The 19878-nt window shown below is 53.0% G+C and carries 17 protein-coding genes; 13 read left to right on the forward strand and 4 right to left on the reverse strand.

Going from position 1 to position 19878, the window contains the following annotated elements; all coding sequences use genetic code 11:
- Window positions 1–285: 285 nt before the first annotated feature.
- Window positions 286–1809 carry a threonine ammonia-lyase, biosynthetic gene (ilvA, locus tag BMX00_RS10880; protein ID WP_281245905.1) on the reverse strand — a complete coding sequence of 508 codons (1524 nt, stop codon included), beginning with the start codon at window positions 1807–1809 and terminating at the stop codon, window positions 286–288.
- Window positions 1810–1931: 122 nt separating this feature from the next.
- Here ilvA and rpiA point away from each other — a divergent pair, with 122 nt between their 5' ends.
- The 4 genes from rpiA to corA all read left to right on the forward strand — a co-directional run bounded on the left by rpiA (window position 1932) and on the right by corA (window position 6146).
- Window positions 1932–2615, forward strand: coding sequence for a ribose-5-phosphate isomerase RpiA (gene rpiA, locus BMX00_RS10885; RefSeq protein WP_090829051.1), 684 nt, complete (start codon window positions 1932–1934; stop codon window positions 2613–2615).
- A gap of 45 nt (window positions 2616–2660) precedes the next feature.
- The gene (gene phoU, locus BMX00_RS10890; protein ID WP_090829052.1) at window positions 2661–3368 is read left to right on the forward strand and encodes a phosphate signaling complex protein PhoU; all 708 of its coding nucleotides are present in this window, start codon (window positions 2661–2663) and stop codon (window positions 3366–3368) included.
- Between the two features lie 108 nt (window positions 3369–3476).
- A complete protein-coding gene (ppx, locus tag BMX00_RS10895) occupies window positions 3477–5006 on the forward strand; it encodes an exopolyphosphatase (RefSeq protein ID WP_090829053.1) in 1530 nt (509 codons plus the stop codon).
- Between the two features lie 69 nt (window positions 5007–5075).
- Window positions 5076–6146 (forward strand): magnesium/cobalt transporter CorA, encoded by a 1071-nt coding sequence (corA, locus tag BMX00_RS10900; protein WP_090829054.1) that lies wholly within the window; start codon window positions 5076–5078, stop codon window positions 6144–6146.
- A 37-nt stretch (window positions 6147–6183) separates the two neighbouring features.
- Here corA and BMX00_RS10905 read toward each other — a convergent pair whose 3' ends face one another.
- Window positions 6184–6975 (reverse strand): 3',5'-cyclic-nucleotide phosphodiesterase, encoded by a 792-nt coding sequence (locus BMX00_RS10905; RefSeq protein WP_483869849.1) that lies wholly within the window; start codon window positions 6973–6975, stop codon window positions 6184–6186.
- A gap of 292 nt (window positions 6976–7267) precedes the next feature.
- A complete protein-coding gene (locus BMX00_RS10910; RefSeq protein WP_245728017.1) occupies window positions 7268–8311 on the reverse strand; it encodes a glycosyltransferase family 2 protein in 1044 nt (347 codons plus the stop codon).
- A 458-nt stretch (window positions 8312–8769) separates the two neighbouring features.
- Between BMX00_RS10910 and BMX00_RS10915 the strand changes: the two genes are divergently transcribed.
- From BMX00_RS10915 to BMX00_RS10940, 6 genes are all read left to right on the forward strand, one after another.
- Window positions 8770–9537, forward strand: a complete 768-nt coding sequence (locus BMX00_RS10915) for a 3-deoxy-manno-octulosonate cytidylyltransferase (RefSeq protein ID WP_090829056.1) — start codon at window positions 8770–8772, stop codon at window positions 9535–9537.
- Between the two features lie 35 nt (window positions 9538–9572).
- Complete coding sequence (locus tag BMX00_RS10920; RefSeq protein WP_090829057.1) at window positions 9573–10334, forward strand: HpcH/HpaI aldolase family protein; 762 nt, start codon at window positions 9573–9575, stop codon at window positions 10332–10334.
- Window positions 10331–11284, forward strand: a complete 954-nt coding sequence (locus tag BMX00_RS10925) for a phosphoglycerate dehydrogenase (protein WP_090829058.1) — start codon at window positions 10331–10333, stop codon at window positions 11282–11284. The genes BMX00_RS10920 and BMX00_RS10925 overlap by 4 nt, the downstream gene beginning before the upstream one ends.
- On the forward strand, window positions 11277–12206 hold the full coding sequence (locus tag BMX00_RS10930) for an NAD-dependent epimerase/dehydratase family protein (protein WP_090829059.1): 930 nt from the start codon (window positions 11277–11279) through the stop codon (window positions 12204–12206). Before BMX00_RS10925 ends, BMX00_RS10930 begins: the two co-directional genes overlap by 8 nt.
- Window positions 12203–12844, forward strand: coding sequence for an HAD family hydrolase (locus BMX00_RS10935; protein WP_090829060.1), 642 nt, complete (start codon window positions 12203–12205; stop codon window positions 12842–12844). Before BMX00_RS10930 ends, BMX00_RS10935 begins: the two co-directional genes overlap by 4 nt.
- 199 nt (window positions 12845–13043) lie before the next feature.
- Window positions 13044–13847 (forward strand): phosphocholine cytidylyltransferase family protein, encoded by an 804-nt coding sequence (locus BMX00_RS10940; RefSeq protein ID WP_177171845.1) that lies wholly within the window; start codon window positions 13044–13046, stop codon window positions 13845–13847.
- Window positions 13848–13852: 5 nt separating this feature from the next.
- Here BMX00_RS10940 and BMX00_RS10945 read toward each other — a convergent pair whose 3' ends face one another.
- Complete coding sequence (locus BMX00_RS10945; RefSeq protein ID WP_177171846.1) at window positions 13853–15199, reverse strand: sugar-transfer associated ATP-grasp domain-containing protein; 1347 nt, start codon at window positions 15197–15199, stop codon at window positions 13853–13855.
- A 377-nt stretch (window positions 15200–15576) separates the two neighbouring features.
- Here BMX00_RS10945 and BMX00_RS10950 point away from each other — a divergent pair, with 377 nt between their 5' ends.
- The 3 genes from BMX00_RS10950 (at window position 15577) to BMX00_RS10960 (ending at window position 19848) form a co-directional block, all read left to right on the forward strand.
- Window positions 15577–16038, forward strand: coding sequence for an HIT family protein (locus BMX00_RS10950; protein ID WP_090829111.1), 462 nt, complete (start codon window positions 15577–15579; stop codon window positions 16036–16038).
- A 424-nt stretch (window positions 16039–16462) separates the two neighbouring features.
- The gene (locus BMX00_RS10955; RefSeq protein WP_090829061.1) at window positions 16463–17167 is read left to right on the forward strand and encodes a 2,3-bisphosphoglycerate-dependent phosphoglycerate mutase; all 705 of its coding nucleotides are present in this window, start codon (window positions 16463–16465) and stop codon (window positions 17165–17167) included.
- Between the two features lie 68 nt (window positions 17168–17235).
- Window positions 17236–19848 carry a glycosyltransferase family 39 protein gene (locus BMX00_RS10960; RefSeq protein WP_177171847.1) on the forward strand — a complete coding sequence of 871 codons (2613 nt, stop codon included), beginning with the start codon at window positions 17236–17238 and terminating at the stop codon, window positions 19846–19848.
- The last annotated feature ends 30 nt before the right edge of the window (window positions 19849–19878 follow it).

Here is a 19878-nt window from a genome sequence, read left to right on the forward strand (position 1 = left end):
TCAAGCTGTTTGCATGAGCGTACTTGAGCTCAGCATGACCAATAACGGGCCGGGCCCTGCGGCAGTGCGTAACGCAGCCGCTACCCGGTCTGTATATGCTGAAATGCGTTTCATCTAACGGAATCTTTTCCCTCCATAACTCGAATCCATCAAGCACGGACCTCGAAATTGGCACAGAACAAATTTACCGTGGAGAAACACATTGACATAACCTTTTTATTCTTCCCGAAGTAACTGTTTTGAAAATATTTCCGTCGAGCCAGCCAAGAAAACTCTGCTGTTCGCTTACCCCAAAAATAACTTATATGCGGGGTTGTTGCTTTCATCCCAATAGTGATTGTCGAGGTGGCCAAGGAATGCCTTAAACTCGGCTTTCTCTTCGGGCGGCACTTCGATCCCGGCCAGAACACGGCCGTAGTCCGCGCCGTGGTTGCGGTAATGGAACAGGCTTATATTCCAGTGATGACTCATACTGTTCAGGAATTTCATGAGCGCCCCCGGCCTGTCTGGAAACTCAAAACGGTAGAGGAGCTCATTTTTTATTTCACGTGCGCGTCCACCTACCAGATGGCGTATGTGTAATTTAGCCATCTCGTTGTCACTGAGGTCGACGGTGCGCAGGCCGCTACTATCCAGGCTTTTTATCAGCTTGGTCGCCTCCTCCCGGTCGCGAACCGACACGGCGACAAACACATGCGCTTCTTTAGGGTCGGCATAACGGTAGTTGAATTCAGTTATGCTCTTCGCCCCCAGCATGGCGCAAAATTTTTTGAAGCTGCCGGGTTCTTCAGGAATCGTCACGGCCATCACGGCTTCGCGATGCTCGCCCAGTTCCGCCCGTTCGGACACATGGCGCAAGCGGTCGAAGTTCATGTTGGCCCCTGAAGCGATTGCGATAAGGTCCTTGTCATGGATCCCCTCACGCTTGACGTATGCCTTTGCTCCGGCAATGGAGAGCGCCCCCGACGGCTCAAGGATTGCTCGGGTATCCTCGAACACGTCCTTGATTGCCGCGCAGATGGCGTCGGTATCCACTAGAATAATTTCGTCCACCAACTCGCGGCACAAGCGTAAGGTTTCTACCCCTACTTGCTTTACCGCGACGCCATCCGCAAACAATCCCACCTGCGGGAGCCTCACCCGGCGCTTCTTCCGCAACGACTGATACATGGAATCTGCATCGAGAGGCTCGACGCCGATAATCTTGATTTCTGGATAAAGCCTTTTCACATACGCCGCGATACCCGAGATAAGTCCACCGCCCCCCACCGGCGCAAATATCGCGTAAATGGCGCCGGTGTGCTGACGCAGAATTTCCATTCCGATCGTGCCCTGGCCCGCGATGACATCAGGATCGTCGTATGGATGCACAAATGTGGCATGCTGCTCCGCCGCAAATTTCAATGCATGGGCATAGGCCTCGTCATAAGAGTCCCCATGCGTTATCACAGTCGCACCGCGCGCTTCGACAGCTTGCATTTTGATTTGAGGTGTCGTAACAGGCATCACGATGGTCGCCTGGCAATTAAGCCGTTGTGCCGCGAGCGCTACCCCCTGCGCGTGATTGCCGGCAGAGGCTGTGACAACACCGCGCTTGAGCGCGGTGGGGGAAAGCTTCACCATTTTATTGTACGCGCCGCGCAGTTTGAATGAAAAAACCTCCTGCATGTCTTCGCGTTTCAGAAATAGCCGATTGTTTAACCGCGCAGATAAATTCGACGCAAGGTCCAGAGGGCTTTCTATCGCTACATCGTAAACCTGAGCGGTGAGAATTCTTTCCAGGTAATTGTTTTTCATTCTATTCGGCATTTTTGCGAAGCTTGAATCCGGGAATTTTAACATGCCGGAGAGTCTTGAATGTCCAGCTTGATTGTTAAAATTGGCGGATAGGATTATCCTTTAAAAAAATTTTCTTTTATCCATTAATATCCATGACGCAAGACGAACAAAAACGCGCCGCTGCTCAGGCAGCCATCCAGCACATACCTGCCGGTAGTATAGTAGGCGTGGGTACAGGTTCTACCGCGAACTATTTCATAGACGAGTTAGCCAGAATCAGGCATAAAATTGAAGGCGCGGTAGCAAGTTCGGAAGCAACTGCCCAGCGTCTCGGCGGACATGGTATCGAGGTTGTCGATTTGAATAGTGTCGATATACTGCCTGTGTATATAGACGGCTCAGATGAGATTACTGAGCACCTGCATATGATAAAAGGGGGTGGGGGGGCTTTGACCCGGGAAAAAATTGTCGCGGCCGTGGCCAAAAGATTTATCTGCATTGCGGATCAGAGTAAGCTCGTCAAGATACTCGGAAAGTTTCCCCTGCCCGTTGAAGTTATTCCGATGGCGCGCAGTTATGTGGCACGCGAGATAATACGGCTGGGAGGCCAGCCCATGCTGCGCCAGGGTTTTACTACCGATAACGGGAATATGATCCTTGACGTTTATGGCATGCAGATTTTAAACCCGGTTGAACTGGAAACAACGCTCAACCAGATAACCGGCGTGGTGACTAACGGGTTGTTCGCGAGGCGCGGCGCCGATCTGTTACTCCTGGGCACCGATAACGGGGTCCGGACGATGGTATCTGATGCATCAGCAATAAAACTGTCATAATCCACGATTATTATCCTTTGATTTGCACCAACCAACAGGTGTGCAATGGCAAGCAGCGAACACATATCCAAACAGTTTGATGCCGACCTTGAGGCCGTGCGCACGCGCGTACTGCACATGGGCGGATTTGTGGAAGAACAGATCGAGAAAGCTATCGAGGCGCTTACCAGCGGCAATGATAGCCTGATAGAAAGCATCATTGCCAATGACCATCGCGTCAATGCAATGGAAGTATCGATAGATGAAATCTGTAGCCAGATCATTGCGCGCCGCCAGCCTGCCGCAGGCGACCTGCGTATGATCATGACCGTCATCAAGACCATTACCGATCTTGAGCGTATTGGTGACGAAGCGGAAAAGATCGCACGCATGGCCAAATTGATATATGAAACCGACCGTATGCATGTGCCGCGTTTCGTCGAGATCAGGCATGTAGCCCACATTGCCATGGAAATGCTGCGCAAATCGCTGGATGCATTTGCCCGCCTGGATTTGGCAGCCGCTGCTCAGGTCGTGCGGGAGGATGAACAGGTCGACGAAGAATTCCGCTCGATCATGCGCCAGCTCATCACATTCATGATGGAAGACCCGCGCAAAATTTCTACCGCCCTGGAAATACTGTTTATAGCAAAGGCGATCGAGCGCATCGGTGATCACGCCAAAAACATGTCTGAATACGTAATATACATGGTTAAAGGCCGGGATGTACGCCATGTCACTGTTGAAGAGATCGAACGCGAAGTAAGAGAATAACGCCGCATCTTTCAGACATCCTCGCGGAAGCGCCGGGTTGGCGCCCGAGCTGACAAACCCGGGGTTTGATGAGAGTCTCCCCCGAAATCCGACTCTTCCGGAGAAGCCATGCTCGCATACTCCACTCTCGCAGCCGTAGACCTCGGTTCCAACAGTTTTCGTTTGCAAGTAGCGCGGGTAGTGGGCAAGCAAATTTATCCGCTGGACAGTTTACGGGAAATGGTTCGGCTTGCCGCCGGCCTTACCGCTGACCAGAGGCTGGATGAGGAATCTCAAGCGCGCGCCCTGGATTGTCTAAGGCGTTTCGGTGAACGTCTGCGGGGGTTTCCACCCCATGCCGTACGCGCGGTCGGCACCAATTCACTCAGAGTGGCAAAAAACGCAGCGAGCTTTTTAAAAAAGGCAGAGGCCGCTATCGGATTTCCCATTGAAGTTATTGCCGGGCACGAGGAAGCACGGCTTATCTACCTGGGCGTCGCTCATAGTCTTCGTCCATCGAACGATAACCGCCTTGTAGTGGATATCGGCGGCGGCTCCACCGAGTTTATCATTGGTAACCGGCTAAAACCAATCAAACTTGAAAGTCTTTACATGGGCTGTGTCAGCTATAGCCGACTTTTTTTTCCGGACGGGAAAATCACCCGAGGAACGATGAGGCGAGCCGAACTGGCTGCGCGCAACGAAATGCAGGCCATCGCCACGGACTTTTCCGCAGCACACTGGCAGGATGCTTTTGGCTCATCCGGCACGGCGCGGGCGCTGGGAGATATTATAACGTTGAACAAGCTCGGCAATGCGGGCAATGACGGCGACATTACGCTGGAAGGGTTGGAAAACTTTCGCGATTATTTGCTTAAGGCTGGCGATATTAAAAAACTGGAAATTGCCGGGCTGCCTGCCGATCGGGCGCCTGTTATCCCCGGTGGCTTCGCTATCATGTCCGCTGCATTTTCTGAACTGGGCATTCGTAGGATGTCTCAAGCCATGGGAGCATTGCGCCAAGGCGTACTCTACGATTTGCTGGGACGCTTCCATAAGCACGACATGCGCGAAATAACGGTCAGGCAATTTATGCAACGTTACCGGGTCGATTCCGCCCAAGCCGGACGGGTGGAATCGCTGGCCTTATTGCTGGGGAAACAATTGCTGACGCACGTGGCTAACGACGCAGAGGAACCGTTGCGTATTCTCTCGTGGTCAGCGCGACTGCATGAAGTCGGGATTTCAGTAGCCCATTCAGGCTATCACAAGCATTCAGCATACATACTTGCTAACGCTGACATGCCCGGTTTTTCCAGAAGGGAACAGGAACGCTTGAGCGCCCTTACGCTGGCCCATAGGGGCGCTGTAATTAAAGCGCGAGATCGTATTACCGACCCGATGGATTTTGCTTTGCTCTTTGCACTGCGCCTGGCCGCGTTGTTCCACCGCTGCCGCAGCGATATTCAATTACCGCAATTGGAGGTGCATTGGAATAATTCGGACTTTACACTGCTCATCGAGCCAGGATGGTTGGAGCGCAATCCTTTGACTGATACAGCACTGTCTACGGAAATCGAACAATGGGCCGCTCTTGATTTCAATCTCCGTGTGAAACATGATAGGGAAGGGATCAATCCTCCCGATAAAACATCCTGAAGCGCAACCAGCGCTGAGTTCCCCTTAGTTCCCTTAGCCCCCTTAGCTCCTAAACCCTTCTATCAATTCATGGCTCGCCATTCAAAAAAAAGATCTGCCAAAGCAGGATTGCCACCGGGCACGCTGGTCCATATAGGGGAGAAAAAGACTGCCGCATCTCATGTTATGTTGGTGGAGTATGACGAGAACGGCGCGCGTGAATCCCAGGTAGCTACCGCCGAACTCGCCGATAAGATCAAGCTTGCACGAGGGACGATCTGGGTCAACCTCAATGGCCTGGGCGATATCGGGATAATGGAGCAAATCGGGGCCTGCTTTAACCTTCACCCTCTGGTGCTCGAAGATATCTTCAACACCGAGCAGCGCTCAAAGCTTGAGGATTACGGCGATTATCTTTACGTAGTACTGAAAACCTTCGTCTATGAAAAGGATGGCCCGGAAGAACGATTAAGTTCGGATCAGATTAGTCTCGTAATAGGAAAAAACTTTGTGCTTTCGTTTCTCGAAACGAATGGCTTTCAGTTCGAGGCGGTGCGTGAACGCTTGCGCTCAGGCAAAGGCCAGATCCTGAAATTGGGCGCGGATTTTCTGATGTATAGCTTGATTGATGCAATTGTGGACAGCTATTTCGTCATTCTTGAGCGACTCGATGAAAAAACCGAGGCACTGGAAACAGAGCTGATATCGAATCCTTTGCCCCGGACTCTGCATGCCATTTATCGCCTGAAACGAGAAAATGTTTTTCTTCGCAGGTCGCTATGGCCGCTGCGCGAAGTGATCAATTCGCTGCAGCGCGGGGATTCGCCACTGATGACCAGCAATACGTTGCTCTATCTGCGGGATGTCTATGACCACACGATTCACATTATCGAATCGGTTGAGTCATTGCGCGATCTGACCTCGGGCATGCTCGATATCTACATATCCAGCATCAGTTATCGCATCAGTGCGGTAATGAAGGTCCTTACCGTCATTACCACGATATTTATGCCGCTCACCCTGATTGCCGGCATCTATGGGATGAACTTCAAGCATCTGCCTGGGCTCGACTGGGACTGGGGTTTCTTTACGGTCCTCGGAATAATGGCTGCCATCAGCGTAGGCATGCTCGCATTATTTCGACGGAAAAAATGGCTATAGCATATGGCTATGAACGGAAAGAACCGCGAAACCGCGTCTAAAACTCGAACACCTGCCCGCGCCTCAGCTTTTCGGGCCGGAACTCTCCAGCTGCCGTCTGAATTTCTGCCATGGTTGCATCTTCATTGCCAGGCTCCATATGCGTTACAAGCAAACGAACCGGCTTGTTGAGCTTTCTCAACCCTTGTGCCAGTAATTGAGGACGCATATGACCCGAAAACTCGGCACCCGTAATATTATGATTGAGAAAGGTCGCCTCTATCATCAAATAGCGGAGGTTGTTTATCGCGTTCAAAGATTCCCAGAAAGGCTCATGGTAAGTGGTATCACCGCTGAATACAAAACTTGCATTGCCACTATCGAATTGATAGGCCACTGCAGGTACGGCGTGGCGCACGGGCAAAGGCGTAATCCTCCTCCCTGACAACTCTACCGGATAGCCTACTTCAACAGGATGAAACCTCACGTAAGGCTTGTCGAGCGAGGGCAAGGCCGTATAGTCCGGCCAAAGTTTGAAATTGAATACATTCTGCTTGAGTGTAGCAATGGTCTCAGGCAGGGCATAAACGTCAAGTGATGTATCCCGGCGTGGCCCGACCGCATCTGCCAGCATCGGCAGCAGGGCGGTGTGATCGAGATGGGAATGGGTGAGAAAGACCGTATGAATCCCGAGCATTTGGCTCAACGTCAGATCTCCTGCTCCAGTACCTGCATCGATCAGAATGTCGTCATCCAGCATCAGGCACGTGGTCCTCAAATCTGCTGCAATGCCGCCGCTGCATCCGAGTACGGTTAAGTGAATAATGTGCCCTCCTGGTCGTGTCCTCAAAACTCTTACAGGATTATTGCACGTCCTGGCAATGAAATGGAAACGGAACGGATACCCAGGATCGATTCGCTCTTCCCTCGAAATTCCCTCAAGATCTTCCGCTCGTACAACGCGCGCCTGAACACGCTCTGGGGGGAGACTTGCTCAGGTATTACCACATCCCTACAACTTAAATCCGGCGTTGGACGCTTAGCCACCAAAAGGTTGAAAGGTGAAAATCATGATTTCCCGAAATTTCGATGCCTGCCTGCCTCCTAATCCTAAGCGATCAACTATCGGATTTAGGTTCAACTTAGGTCGAGGTAATCGAAGCGGTGCAGCTCTGCGCTGCTGGAGCCCAATCCCACGATAGAACTTTGATTCCGCGAACACGCGCCCAGGATTGGATCAAGGCACGTAACAACCGGGGAACGTCCGGCAACATCCATATTTCAGAGATGCGCTTTTCCTCGCGCCAGCTTCGTAGCATGAGCCTGATTATTGCCTCGAGACCCATGGCGTAGCTGCGCATCTGCAAGCAAAGGAGTAATCGCGCCGGTTCTGGGGTAAGCCAATGAATATAGCCCCCTTCGCGAAACACGTAATCGAGCGCATCGAGAAGACTTGAAGGAAAATGCGTCAAGGGGCAGTTGCCCGATAACAGAAGCACGTTAAGTGATGCGTTAGGGTAGCGCGAGAGATAGAGGTTGCGGTTGTGCCTGACCAGCTGCATGTAAGACTGGCCGCGGCCAAATGATCCACCGCCCTTATGCTGGATGTGCACGTCGGGATGCACGCCAAGCTGCCAACCGCGCAGGTTAAGCCGGCGACCCAGATCCGTGTCTTCATAATAGCCACGGCCGAATGCGGCGTCGAAGCCGCCGATCTCCAGAAAAATGCCGCGCCGCATCAGGAAGGCGTGCCCTCGAAGACGGTGTGTACGAATGTAACCCCCGGGCTTGCGTACATATCGGTCCAGGTTATCCCTGGCATAATCGTTTCCGCTGGGAATAACGAGAGCCAGCTTCGGGTCAGCCACAAGCGCCTCGTACAACCGTGGGAGGATATCCTCAGTTATCACGGTATCGGAATTGAGCACCAGTACATAGGATGCGTCGGAGCGGCTGATAGCCTCGTTTACCGATGCACCGAAGCCCTGATTCTTCGGTGCATGGTAAATACGGAGATCCCCGTACGGCAGGTTATCGAGCATTTCACGTGTCTCGGCCCCGGATGCATCGTCCTGGATATAAATATGTCGTATGGATGGGCTGAGGCACCTTACTACAGATTCGATGCAGCGGCGAGTCAGCGCCGGCGCATTGTAAACCGGGATCACTACATCGATCGATGGCATGGCTGACATAAAGGCTCAGTAGGGTGCTTGAAAATAGCCGGAGTAATAGATAATAGGGTAGGTCGTTATACTGGCAGAGAAAGAAAAGGGTTCTCTTTACTGATCTTTTACCTTCTATTTTCTGGCATGTATAGCGGGAGTGGCCGCTGGTACTTTCTCCACTTTCACTTGATAAAGATTCAGGTCTGTTCCTGGTTAGGAAAATTTCCTTATTGTACACCGGGGCATATTCATTGAATAGCACAGCCCGCTTTCCTCATTCCTCGTTATCCGATCTATACAGCGCCCTGAAATCTGCTTTAAGCTCTCGCAGAGCGGCATCTCTAGTGGTAGGATAGCGACCCTGGAAGATGACTATGAGGGATACCCGCCTCAAGCTTATGAGTACTGTCGACAAGATGAGAGCGATTATATCAATCATCCGGACAGTACCGGCTAACTAGGTTAACAATGAAACAATGAAAACAATTGCTGTGATACCGGCACGCATGGGTTCATCACGCTTTCCCGGAAAGCCGGTGGCGAAGTTGCTGGGTCGCGCCATGCTGGAACATGTTTACAAGCGCGTTGCCCTGAGCCATGCCGTGGACGCGACCTACATTGCTACTTGTGATGAGGAAATACGGGATGTCGCGCGGGATTTTGGCGCCCCAGTGATCATGACGGCTGATACCCATGAGCGCGCCAGTGATCGGGTTGCCGAGGCTGTGGCCGATATGGATGCTGAGCTCGTTGTGATGGTTCAGGGTGACGAACCAATGACCCGGCCCGAGATGATTGATGCAGCGGTAGAGCCATTCCGGCACGATCCCCAGCTGGGCTGCGTCAATCTGGTGCGATGCATCGATAATAAAGCCGATTTCTACGATGTCAATACAATCAAGGTCGTGATGAATCAGAAGGGTGACGCACTTTACATGTCACGCCAACCGATACCGACCGCGCCCCCCGCCGCTCAACCCGCTCATTCAAATTTCTCCCATACCCTTGCTTATAAGCAAGTCTGTATCATCCCGTTCCGGCATAAAACCCTGCTTGACTTCGCCCGATTACCGCCTACTCCATTGGAACAATTGGAGTCCGTCGATATGTTGCGATTACTGGAGCATGGTTATCGGGTGAAAATGGTGAGAACCAAGTTCAATACGCAAGCAGTGGATACCCCGGCTGATCTGGAGCGTGTAGCCCGGTTGATGGAGTCCGATCCGCTACTGGCCTCGTATTGAGCAGATGCTTCGCAGGCTCCTTCAGACTGCTTTCTATGCAATTAAAATCAAAACTGGCCCGAAACGTATTGACCATAGGGTCATGGATTACACTGGGGCATCCCTCGATCGCCGAGATCATGGCTGCCGCCGGGTTTGACTGGCTCGTGCTGGATACCGAGCATAGCGTCCTGGAACTCAGCGATGTGCAAATGCTGATTCAGGTGCTCGATTCCCAACGATGCCCGGCAATCGTGCGATTGACCTCGAATGACCCGGATCAGGTCAAGCGTGTCATGGATGCCGGCGCAACGGGCATAATGGTGCCCATGGTCAAAACCGCCGCGGATGCCAAAGCTGCGGTAGAAGCCGTGTATTATCCGCCCAGGGGCCAGCGGGGAGTTGGTCTGGCGCGTGCTCAAGGCTATGGCGCCCATTTTCAACAATATCGGCTCTGGCTGGAGGATAATGCCGTCGTGGTAGCAATGATAGAGCATATCGATGCCGTCAATGCCATTGATTCCATTCTTTCCGTTCCTGGTATCGATGCGTATATTATCGGCCCCTACGATTTATCCGGTTCCATGGGACGCCCTGGCGAGCTCGATTATCCGGAAGTTCAAACTGCAATAGAAAAGGTGCTGGAGGCTGGGCGCCGCCTGGGCAAGCCAGGTGGTATCCATGTGGTTGAACCGGATCCGGACCAACTGCGGCGCAACATCAAGGCAGGCTTCAGCTTTCTTGGCTATGGGCTCGATATCCGTATCCTTGATACGCTGTGCCGCAGCCATATGCAAGACATTCGGGCAACGGTATGAGCAAACTCGTCATTTCCACTTCATCGTTTGATGTGAACAATAACCGTCCTCTTCAGCACTTGATAAAAGAGGGGATTTATATTGTCCAAAACAGCTATGGGCGAAAACTTACGGAAACTGAAACGGCCGCATTGTTGGGTAGCGATACCGTCGGAATGATTGCAGGCATAGAGCCTCTGACAGAACATGTTCTGGCATCCGCCAAAGAACTGAAAGTAGTATCCCGTTGCGGAAGTGGGCTGGATAATGTGGATCTCGCCGCGGCAAAGCGTTATGGGATCACGGTTCTCAACACGCCGGAGGCCCCAGCTCAGGCAGTGGCTGAACTCACCCTGGGTTTGATATTGACCGCGCTAAGGCAGATATGCCAGACTGACCGACTGCTCCGCGAGGGACAATGGCCACGAACTCAGGGCCGGCTACTCGCCGCCCAGCAGGTCGGCATCATCGGTCTGGGGCGTGTCGGTCGACGCGTTGCTCACTTGTGCCAGGCTTTTGGCGCCGAGGTTGTGGCACACGATTCTTATGTTGAGCAGTCGCCTCAAGGCGTAAAACTGGTTTCGTTGGAGGAACTTCTGGTTAAGGCGGATATCGTAAGCCTGCACCTGACCTATGATGCCCACACTCACCATTTGCTGAATAAGGAAGCTTTCGCACGTATGAAACGGGGGGCTGTCGTGATCAATACTGCCCGAGGGGGCCTCATCGACGAAACCTCCCTGGCGGAGGCCCTGCTCTCGGGACAGTTGGATGCTGCCGCGCTTGATGTTTTCGAGCAGGAGCCGTACCGCGGACCATTGCTCCAATGTGACAAGGCAATCCTCACCTCGCATGTCGGCTCGCTCGCGAAGGAAGCCCGTCAGCGCATGGAGCTTGAAGCTGCGGAGAATCTGCTTCAGGGTTTGATTAAAGCGGGCGTGGTGACGGACGAGCACGCAACGAATGTCTAGCGAAACCGCCATAGTGTACGGCGCCAGTGGGTTCCTTGGAAGCCACGTGGCCGATGCATTATCCACCGCAGGCTATCGCGTGCGCCTGTTTGATCGCCGCCCTTCGCCCTATCGACGCTACGATCAGGAAATGATCATTGGCGATATCATGAACCTCGATCAGGTCGCAGAAGCGGCTAACGGAGCCAATGTTGTCTACAATTTCGCCGCCATCGCGGATATTGATGAAGCCCACGACAAACCGCTGCCTACCGCCGCCATCAATGTGCTGGGCAATATGCACGTGCTGGAAGCCGCCCGTCTGGCAGGAGCGCGCCGCTTCGTCTTTGCCAGCACGATTTATGTCTACTCTGAGTCGGGCTCCTTTTACCGTGCAAGCAAACAGGCTGCGGAGCGGTTTATCGAGACTTATCACGAGCGTTATGGACTGGATTACAGCATTTTGCGCTACGGGTCCTTATATGGCAGACGCGCTGATGCGCGTAATGGCATCTACCGGATGTTATATGAAGCCGTAGCACGGCATTCGATCACTTATCACGGCACCGGTGAAGCAATCCGGGAGTATATACATGTTGAAGACGCCGCACGCATGAGCGTCCAGGTGTTGGCGCCCGAATTTGCCAACCGCCATTTGATTCTTACTGGCCAGGAGCGCCTGCGTATTAAGGATGTGATGACGATGATTTCGGAAATCATGCCCTGGAAAGTTGACCTGCATTTTGATCAAGCTAATGCGGTGCATCATTATGCGGTAACGCCCTATGCGTTCCAGCCCCGCATCGGACACAAGCTGGTGCTTAATGAGCACGTCGATCTGGGGCAGGGGCTGCTGGATTGCCTGCGGGACATCCATCAAACCATGCATCATTCCAGTGAAGATGATGAAGCAACACCTTTGGCATCGGATAACAAGGCATGAAAACCGCTGGGTGGGAAGCCATCATTTTCGATTTCGATGGAGTGGTGGTTGAGTCGGGGGATATCAAGACGCAAGCTTTTGTCAATCTCTATCAGGATCATGGCGACGCAATCATGGCTGCGGTAGCACAGTATCACTGCTTGAACGGGGGCATGTCGCGCTACCACAAATTCCGCTATTTTCAGCAAAATCTGCTGAAAAAACCGCCCTTGACGCGGCATGAAGAACAACTCCTGGACCAGCGTTTCTCGGAACTGGTAGTCGAAGCCGTCATTGCCAGCGAAGCGGTGCCGGGCGCAGCCGAGTTGATCCGTAAAGAAGCCATGAGGATACCTTTGTTTATCGCATCCGGTACGCCGGAAGCCGAGCTGAATACCATCGTTGAACGCCGTGGCCTCGCATCCTATTTCACTGCTGTACGCGGTTCACCCACGCCTAAACAGATGCTGGTCGCGGATATTCTGACGACCCATGCCCTGGTGCCGGACCGCGTCCTGATGATTGGCGACGCGTTGGCTGATTACCAAAGTGCACAGCTTAACAAAATCGCATTTCTGGGACGTGTTCGTCCTGGGGATGAGAACCCGTTTCCGGCAGACGTAAGCGTATTGCCCGATCTGAGCCCTTTACTCGCTTGAGTACATCAAACTGCAGTTGTTTTAACCGTTATACAGCCAGGCAATCCCATGAGTCGAACCAAGCTGCCGCGTTGAGCATTGAAATAAAACAGTGACAGCAGTACAACAATTTTAATGCCGGGATATAAGGGAAACGCTGAGAATGCGCTAAAGGTAGGACCGAGCGTAAATTTCGATTACTTTTTATAGATCACGAGACATGACTGGCATCAAACAAAAAAACCCTGTTAAAGCGATTATTCTCAGTGCCGGTCAGGGTCGCAGGCTACTTTCGCTAACCGAAAATACTCCGAAATGTCTACTGCCGATTTTAGGCAAACCGATTATAGAGTGGCAAATCGATGCACTTCTCGCTGCCGGGGTTAACGAAATCACCGTCGTCACCGGTTTCCAGTCCGCCATGGTTGAAGCCCTGCTGCAACAACGATATACGGATGGGCAGGTCAATACAATTTTTAATCCGTTCTTTGAAGTTGCGGATAACCTGGCCAGTTGCTGGATTGCGCGATTCGCAATGGATCGTGACTTTCTGCTCCTGAATGGAGACACTGTTTTTGATGGGTCCCTGCTGGCCCAGGTGTTAAACTCCGAATCCGCCCCCATTACTCTTAGCGTCGATCGCAAGCCCGCCTATGATGCGGACGACATGAAGGTTCAGTTGGATGAAAGAGGCTGGGTCAAGCACGTGAGCAAAACTTTATCCGCAGAGCAAATCGATGCGGAGTCTATCGGGCTTGTTTTTTTTCGGGAGCACGGACCGCAATCGTTCCGCGATGCAGTCGAAGCTGCGCTTCGGCATCAAGCCGAGCTTAAATCCTGGTATCTGACTATCATCGATGCGCTGGCGGGAAAACAGATGGTCAAAGCATGTTCTATCTACCAGCACCTCTGGTGCGAGATCGATTTCGCCGTAGATTTGGCAAGAGCTGAAGCGCTCTTCAGCAGAGAATCCAAGGAAAGTATCCGGCCCGACATACAGCCGAGACCTTTTGTGCTCAACTGAGCTTATCACGCATGAGTAGGAACCGTTGAGTTTTGCTTAGGAAAGCCAAGCGCGTGCTTGGCTTCAACAGTACGCCTCAGGTTGAACGCCAGAAGTTTTCCCAGCCGCTGGTTGCCTAGGGGCCCGCCCCCCGCCCGCTGGAGAATGTCCAGATCGGGTGCCTTGTTGGCCTCCATTATGCACGGGCCGCTGTCGAGCAGGGCAACGTCCCAACCAATGACTACCTGGTCGGAGAATGCGCTGCCGTGCGCATATTGCACCAGTTCGATCATCTCTGGCCAGCACGGCAGCTTGCGATTCAGGATCTGCACGCCCGTCTCGTGTTGCTCATACCATCCGTCCGCAGTTGCCCCCCAGGCGCCACGGGTGCCCCTTCCCAGTTGGCCGGTGCAAATATCGACGTTGGCCGCGATACCCCCGGCGTGCCAGTTATCGACGACGACCGATTTATTTCGCGCCATGCGAAAGACCGCGTTGGTTGCTTCATACTGCCCTTGCTCGTTACGGCAGGTCATTACGCGAACTGTGGCGAGTGTGCCGTTGGCCAGATCGGTGATTTCCTTATGATTCACGAGCCGGGGTTGTACCAGAAAGGCTCTGCGCCGCGACTCCAGCCGCAAGCGACCCAGCAGCTCATCGCCAGTAATAATTTCACCCTCGTTGCGCTGGAACCGCCCATCGCCAAGGTATTCCCAGCACGTGGCTTTTGTTCCACCCTGGCCGTGCAGCGGTTTTATGAATAGATCGCACTCGGGCAAGTCCGGCAAGGCCCAATCCACTGCATTGACTTCCGCATGCGCAACGTTCAGAAGAACAGGCACAGTCATTACCCCGTGCTCGAGACAGCGGGTCCTGAACCGAGCTTTGTCCTTGATGCAGTCGGTGCTGCGTTCCGCCGGGACGGGAAGACCACCATTATTATCGCGCAGAAAGCGGTAGAGTCCCGCTTTTGTTTCAAACCGGTTCAGATACTCGCTGGCATGCGTTTTTTTATCGTCATCATGCAACTCGAAAATATAATACCATGGAGGCAGAATGGCAAAGCGCCGCGCCAGTTCAATCTGTTCGCGAATTTGCTGGATCACTCCTTTACCGGCGCGTTTCTTTATGGCTCGACCGTTGAGGGTCGTAAAAACCGCTACCAGCACACCAAGCATGAGAGGGGCGAACAGCAGCGCCACCCCCTTCACCATTCGGTCACCAGAGTTGGCGTCGCGCCAAACTTCACGCTGGATATACCGGTGAATACTTGTTGCTGCCGAGCCATCTTCGCGCAATCGGGCAAAGATCCACAGGGCTCCGCTCAAGTCCCGGGTTAGACTATCAAGACTTATGTTGCCGACGATTTTCACTCGTCTCTCCACGTTCACTGCCGCAGTTAGTCAAAGGACAGGAATTTCCATGTCGCATTCCCGGCCGTCCAGACCTCTTATAGAAGCGCAAACTTGCAATCTATACTCAGCCGTGACTTTTGAATCTCCTTACATGAATCCAAATATATAATAGTACGCCGTTATGTATTTTAGGTTACGGTAATGAAAATAATTCAGTCTTTACAATGAAAATATAGACCGTTCGGACTATTGCATTTGCAAAGAATATTTAGGACAACTTGGAAGCCACGAGGGGGACTGAGTGGCAGCAGGGCAAGGTACTGCTATATACTCAAGATAAACTGCTCGCGATTCCTTCGCAGTCTTATCATTCGCAAAACATCATGGATTCTTCGATGACTGGTGCTTCACCCTGGGATATGTCAGCATTGAACGCAACGATGCGCAAGTTTGGCGCGCCACAAACAATAATCCGGCAATACCGGTATTGGAGCATTATGCTGCGTCCAGCCCAGTTGACGCTGGGTTCAGTGGTTCTGGCTGCTCATGAGCCTGCGCGAGCATTCTCTGAGCTTAGCCAGGAAAGTTTTACTGAGCTTCACCAAGTCACAGCACAGCTGGAGCATGCTTTGGCTAACGCATTCTGTTACGATAAACTGAATTACCTGATGCTGATGATGGTTGATCCCGACGTACACCTTCACGTCATTCCGCGTTATGCAGAGGCAAAGTATTTTAACGGGGTCGAATTTATTGATTCCGGCTGGCCGGGGGTGCCCGATTTTAGCCGCGCTTACGCAGTCAATGCTGAAGTTAACCGCCATGTCATCGAGCACATCGGATCCTGCTGGGCATGACTAACGTGGAATCGCAACAGCGAATTTCCAGCGTACATATCTATCGCATGAGTTTGACCTCGCCAGGAATATCTCTTGAAAAGGTTGTCCCCGAGTTGCCGACACTGGGTGCAGCACCTCTCATTCCCTAGAACCAGCTTGACAATATCGGCTTGGGCGCGTGCATCGACAGGATCGCACTTTTGCCTTTCGCGCACCTCATCCTCCAAAACCGCCGTCGCGCCGCCTGAAAATTGACCAGAGAATTGCCCAGAGGTTCTGCAAGTTGTCCTGGCTCTCTAGCTTTCTCACAGCATTTTCTCTATGATTGCGTACCCAACCGCCACCATAAACCACGTGTCCACGCTGCGTGTCTGCACGCAGAAAAAACGAAGCATTTTCTTTTTGTACTGTCAGTTAACTGATTTGAACGAGTAATCGACGCGTGACACAGCTTGTTCTGCTGCGGCATGGAGAAAGTATTTCAAACCGGGATGGACATTTTACCGGCTGGAACGATGTTGAATTGAGCGCAAGGGGTGAGCTGGAGGCTGAGTGTGCTGGCCGGTTGCTCAAGGAGACAGGGTTCAGGTTCGACATGTGCTTCACTTCGGAACTTAAGCGAGCTACCGATACACTACGTATCGTATTGTCAGCAATGGGGCTCGCTGAACTGACAATACGGCGGAGTTGGCGTTTGAACGAACGCCACTACGGCGCGCTGGAAGGAATCGATCCCTTGAGTGCTATCAGGAAATTCGGCGTTCGCCCCATTCTTGACTCCCAGCTTCGGTTTGATTCGCCACCGCCTCCTCTCGATCCCTGCGACGCGCGTTTCCCCGGGAATCAGTTGCGTTATTCTTCCATTGACAAGAACGAATTACCGTTAGCAGAAAGCATGCAGCAGGCTCTCTTACGGGTACTGCCCTACTGGCGGGAAATAATCGTCCCGGAGATCCGCCATGGAAAGCGCGTTCTCATCGTCGCTCACAAGCATATCCTGCGCGCCCTGATAATGCATTTGGACAGATTGTCGATCGCACAACTGATAAAGTTGTCGATAGCCAATGGGCGACCTCTGGTATATGAGCTCGACGACAACCTGAACCCCGTCCGGCATTATTATGCTGATCGACGGGACCGCCTGTAGTTATGTTCTCCTAATCCATATCAGTTGATTCCGCAAGACGGACCTTTGCTTAATTTTTAGAGGTAGCTTTGACGCAGTTCTCCATAGTCATCCCAACGCTTAACGAAGCAGAAAATATCGATCCGTTGTTGACTCGCCTTTTTTCACTTGACCTGCAAAAGGAGAGTTTTGAAGTCATTATCGTTGACGATGGCTCAGCCGACGGGACGCCGGCCAGAGTGCGCGCCTGGGAGAGCCGTGCGAATGTGCGGCTGGTTGAGCGCCGGGAAAAGCCCGACCTGACAGGCTCCATCCTGGCAGGCGCGGCATTGGCACGCGGCAATGTCATTGTTGTGATGGATGCAGATTTGAGCCATCCGCCTGAGCGGGTGCCCGCCCTGATTGCGCCGGTGCTGGACGGAAGCCACGATGTAGCAGTCGGTAGCCGCTACATACCGGGCGGCAGCACCGAAGGATGGCCTCTGCATCGCCAGTGGTTATCACGTCTTGGCGGCTGGCTTGCCCGCCCGCTCTGCGATGTAAATGATGCAACGTCCGGCTTTTTCGCGTTTCGCCGCGAACTGGCCGCAACCATTGCGGAACGTGCACGCGGATACAAGATTCTGCTCGAACTGCTGGTGGCCGGTCAGGGAAAGTTGAGGGTAATAGAGGTCCCCATCTGTTTTAGCGACCGGACGCGCGGCGCCTCGAAGCTGTCATTTTCACATCAATGGACCTATCTGCAGCGCCTGATGACGCTGGCCGGCGGTACCGTTTCCTTCGGTACGGCCAGCCGGTTTGCGGTGGTTGGGCTATTTGGCGTTGTCGTGGACGCCTTGCTGTTCCAATGGCTCATGAGCAACGGAGCCGGTCTGGCGCTGGCCCATATCATGAGCTTCTTCGCCGCGGCCTCGGTGAACTACACACTCAATTCAAAATGGTCGTTCCGCCTCCACCATGCGGGCCATCTTCAATGGCGTCAGTTTAGCCGTTTTTTGACCGTGGGCGTGTTTGCGTTGTTGATGCGCGGCGGCGTACTGGCCCTGCTGATCTATAGTTGGCATATACCGTCGTATTTAGCAATTTTTCCCGCCATCGCGGCCACGGCTGTAATTAACTATTTAGGCTCCGCTTTCTACGTATTTCCTGTCGAGCACAACCCACCCTCGCCAGATGTACGCTGGAGGGTCGCCTCATTAGGGATCATCGGATTTAGCGTACTGCTGCGTTTGATCTATATCGGAACAGCTGAACTGTTTCCGGATGAGGCGTACTACTGGAATTACACCCAACATATGGACTTGAGCTTTTACGATCATCCACCCATGGTAGCGTGGCTGATCTGGCTGGGGACCTCGATCTTCGGCAATAGCGAGTTCGGGGTTCGGTTCGGCGCATTTTGCTGTGGTCTGATAACGATGGGCTACATGTATGCGCTGGCGCGCAACCTGTACGATAAGTCGACCGCTATTCGCACAGTGCTGCTGCTTGCCGTGTTGCCATTCTATTTTGCCACCGGTGCGGTGATGACAGCAGACGCACCGCTGGTTGCCGCCTGGGCAGCGACTCTGTATTACATGGAACGAGCGTTGATTGGCGATCGCCGGTCCGCCTGGCTGGGCGTGGGCATCGCGTTTGGCCTGGGCATTCTGTCCAAGTATACGCTGGGCCTTCTCGGCCTTTCGGCCTTGGTATTTGTAATCTTCGATCCGGCCGCGCGCCGCTGGCTACGCCGTCCCCACCCTTATCTGGCGGCGACACTTGCCCTGCTGTTGTTTTCACCGGTCATCATCTGGAATATGGGACACAACTGGGCCTCGCTTTCGTTTCAGTCGAGCCGGATCCAGGGAGTCGGTGATGATCAATTTTCCCTACACCTGCTCATTCTTCACCTTATGGTACTGCTGACCCCGGTAGGCTTGTTGGCCGCGATAATGGCATTGCTATCGGGACGCGACAATAGCGGTAGTTCACACGAGCGCAGACGCCGTTTGTTCGTGTTGGCATTCGGGGGTGTGCCTTTGGCGGTGTTCGTCGTTCTCAGCATTTTTGATTCGCTGCGGTTTCACTGGACCGGCCCGATATGGCTCGGCATGCTGCCCACCATGGCATGGCTGATGGGCCAAACCGATGATTTGCGCGCCGTTGCGGTCCGCTTGAGGTCAGCCTGGAAACCGACCATCGCGATCTGCCTTTTTCTTTACGCTTTTGCACTGCACTATCTGGTGCTTGGCATTCCGGGTATTCCATACCGGGGCATTTACGAAGGCTTCCCCGAACATTATTTCTGGCGCGAAGCAACACAGGGAATTGAAGAAGTCGTGGAAGAGGTTCGGCAACAGACCGGGCAAGAACCCATTGTGGTAGGCATGAGTAAATGGTCCGTGGCAAGTGTACTGACCTTTTACAACCGGGGAAAGCCGATGGAGATTCGCTCGCGCAATATGTTTGGCGACAGCGGGGCCATGTATGATTTCTGGTACCCATCGGAACCACCCACGGCACGCCCAATCATCCTGGTGGGCATGTGGCCCCATAATCTTGAGCGAACCCGGCAAGATCGTGACATTGGCAAGATGCTTGTGGACCCCGGCCCGGTACAAGATCGGGAAATCGTGCAGGACGGTAAATCCCTGCGGCAAGTCTATTACCGTGTTGCATATGGATACCTGGGCGAACAGCACCTGGGAAACCTCAAATAGTCGACGTAGGGCGAAGCGTCGACAGCTGAG

The organism is Nitrosovibrio tenuis, assembly GCF_900109785.1.
GTDB classification, from domain to species: Bacteria; Pseudomonadota; Gammaproteobacteria; order Burkholderiales; family Nitrosomonadaceae; genus Nitrosospira; species Nitrosospira tenuis_A.

What these genes read in the sequence shown, in the direction of transcription:
- BMX00_RS10910 (WP_245728017.1), bottom strand. Translation starts at nt 8,311, where the DNA reads ATGCCATCGATCGATGTAGTGATCCCGGTTTACAATGCGCCGGCGCTG.
- rpiA (WP_090829051.1), top strand. Translation starts at nt 1,932, where the DNA reads ATGACGCAAGACGAACAAAAACGCGCCGCTGCTCAGGCAGCCATCCAG.
- phoU (WP_090829052.1), top strand. Translation starts at nt 2,661, where the DNA reads ATGGCAAGCAGCGAACACATATCCAAACAGTTTGATGCCGACCTTGAG.
- BMX00_RS10925 (WP_090829058.1), top strand. Translation starts at nt 10,331, where the DNA reads ATGAGCAAACTCGTCATTTCCACTTCATCGTTTGATGTGAACAATAAC.
- BMX00_RS10920 (WP_090829057.1), top strand. Translation starts at nt 9,573, where the DNA reads ATGCAATTAAAATCAAAACTGGCCCGAAACGTATTGACCATAGGGTCA.
- BMX00_RS10950 (WP_090829111.1), top strand. Translation starts at nt 15,577, where the DNA reads ATGACTGGTGCTTCACCCTGGGATATGTCAGCATTGAACGCAACGATG.
- BMX00_RS10915 (WP_090829056.1), top strand. Translation starts at nt 8,770, where the DNA reads ATGAAAACAATTGCTGTGATACCGGCACGCATGGGTTCATCACGCTTT.
- BMX00_RS10935 (WP_090829060.1), top strand. Translation starts at nt 12,203, where the DNA reads ATGAAAACCGCTGGGTGGGAAGCCATCATTTTCGATTTCGATGGAGTG.
- BMX00_RS10940 (WP_177171845.1), top strand. Translation starts at nt 13,044, where the DNA reads ATGACTGGCATCAAACAAAAAAACCCTGTTAAAGCGATTATTCTCAGT.
- ppx (WP_090829053.1), top strand. Translation starts at nt 3,477, where the DNA reads ATGCTCGCATACTCCACTCTCGCAGCCGTAGACCTCGGTTCCAACAGT.
- BMX00_RS10930 (WP_090829059.1), top strand. Translation starts at nt 11,277, where the DNA reads ATGTCTAGCGAAACCGCCATAGTGTACGGCGCCAGTGGGTTCCTTGGA.
- corA (WP_090829054.1), top strand. Translation starts at nt 5,076, where the DNA reads ATGGCTCGCCATTCAAAAAAAAGATCTGCCAAAGCAGGATTGCCACCG.
- ilvA (WP_281245905.1), bottom strand. Translation starts at nt 1,809, where the DNA reads ATGCCGAATAGAATGAAAAACAATTACCTGGAAAGAATTCTCACCGCT.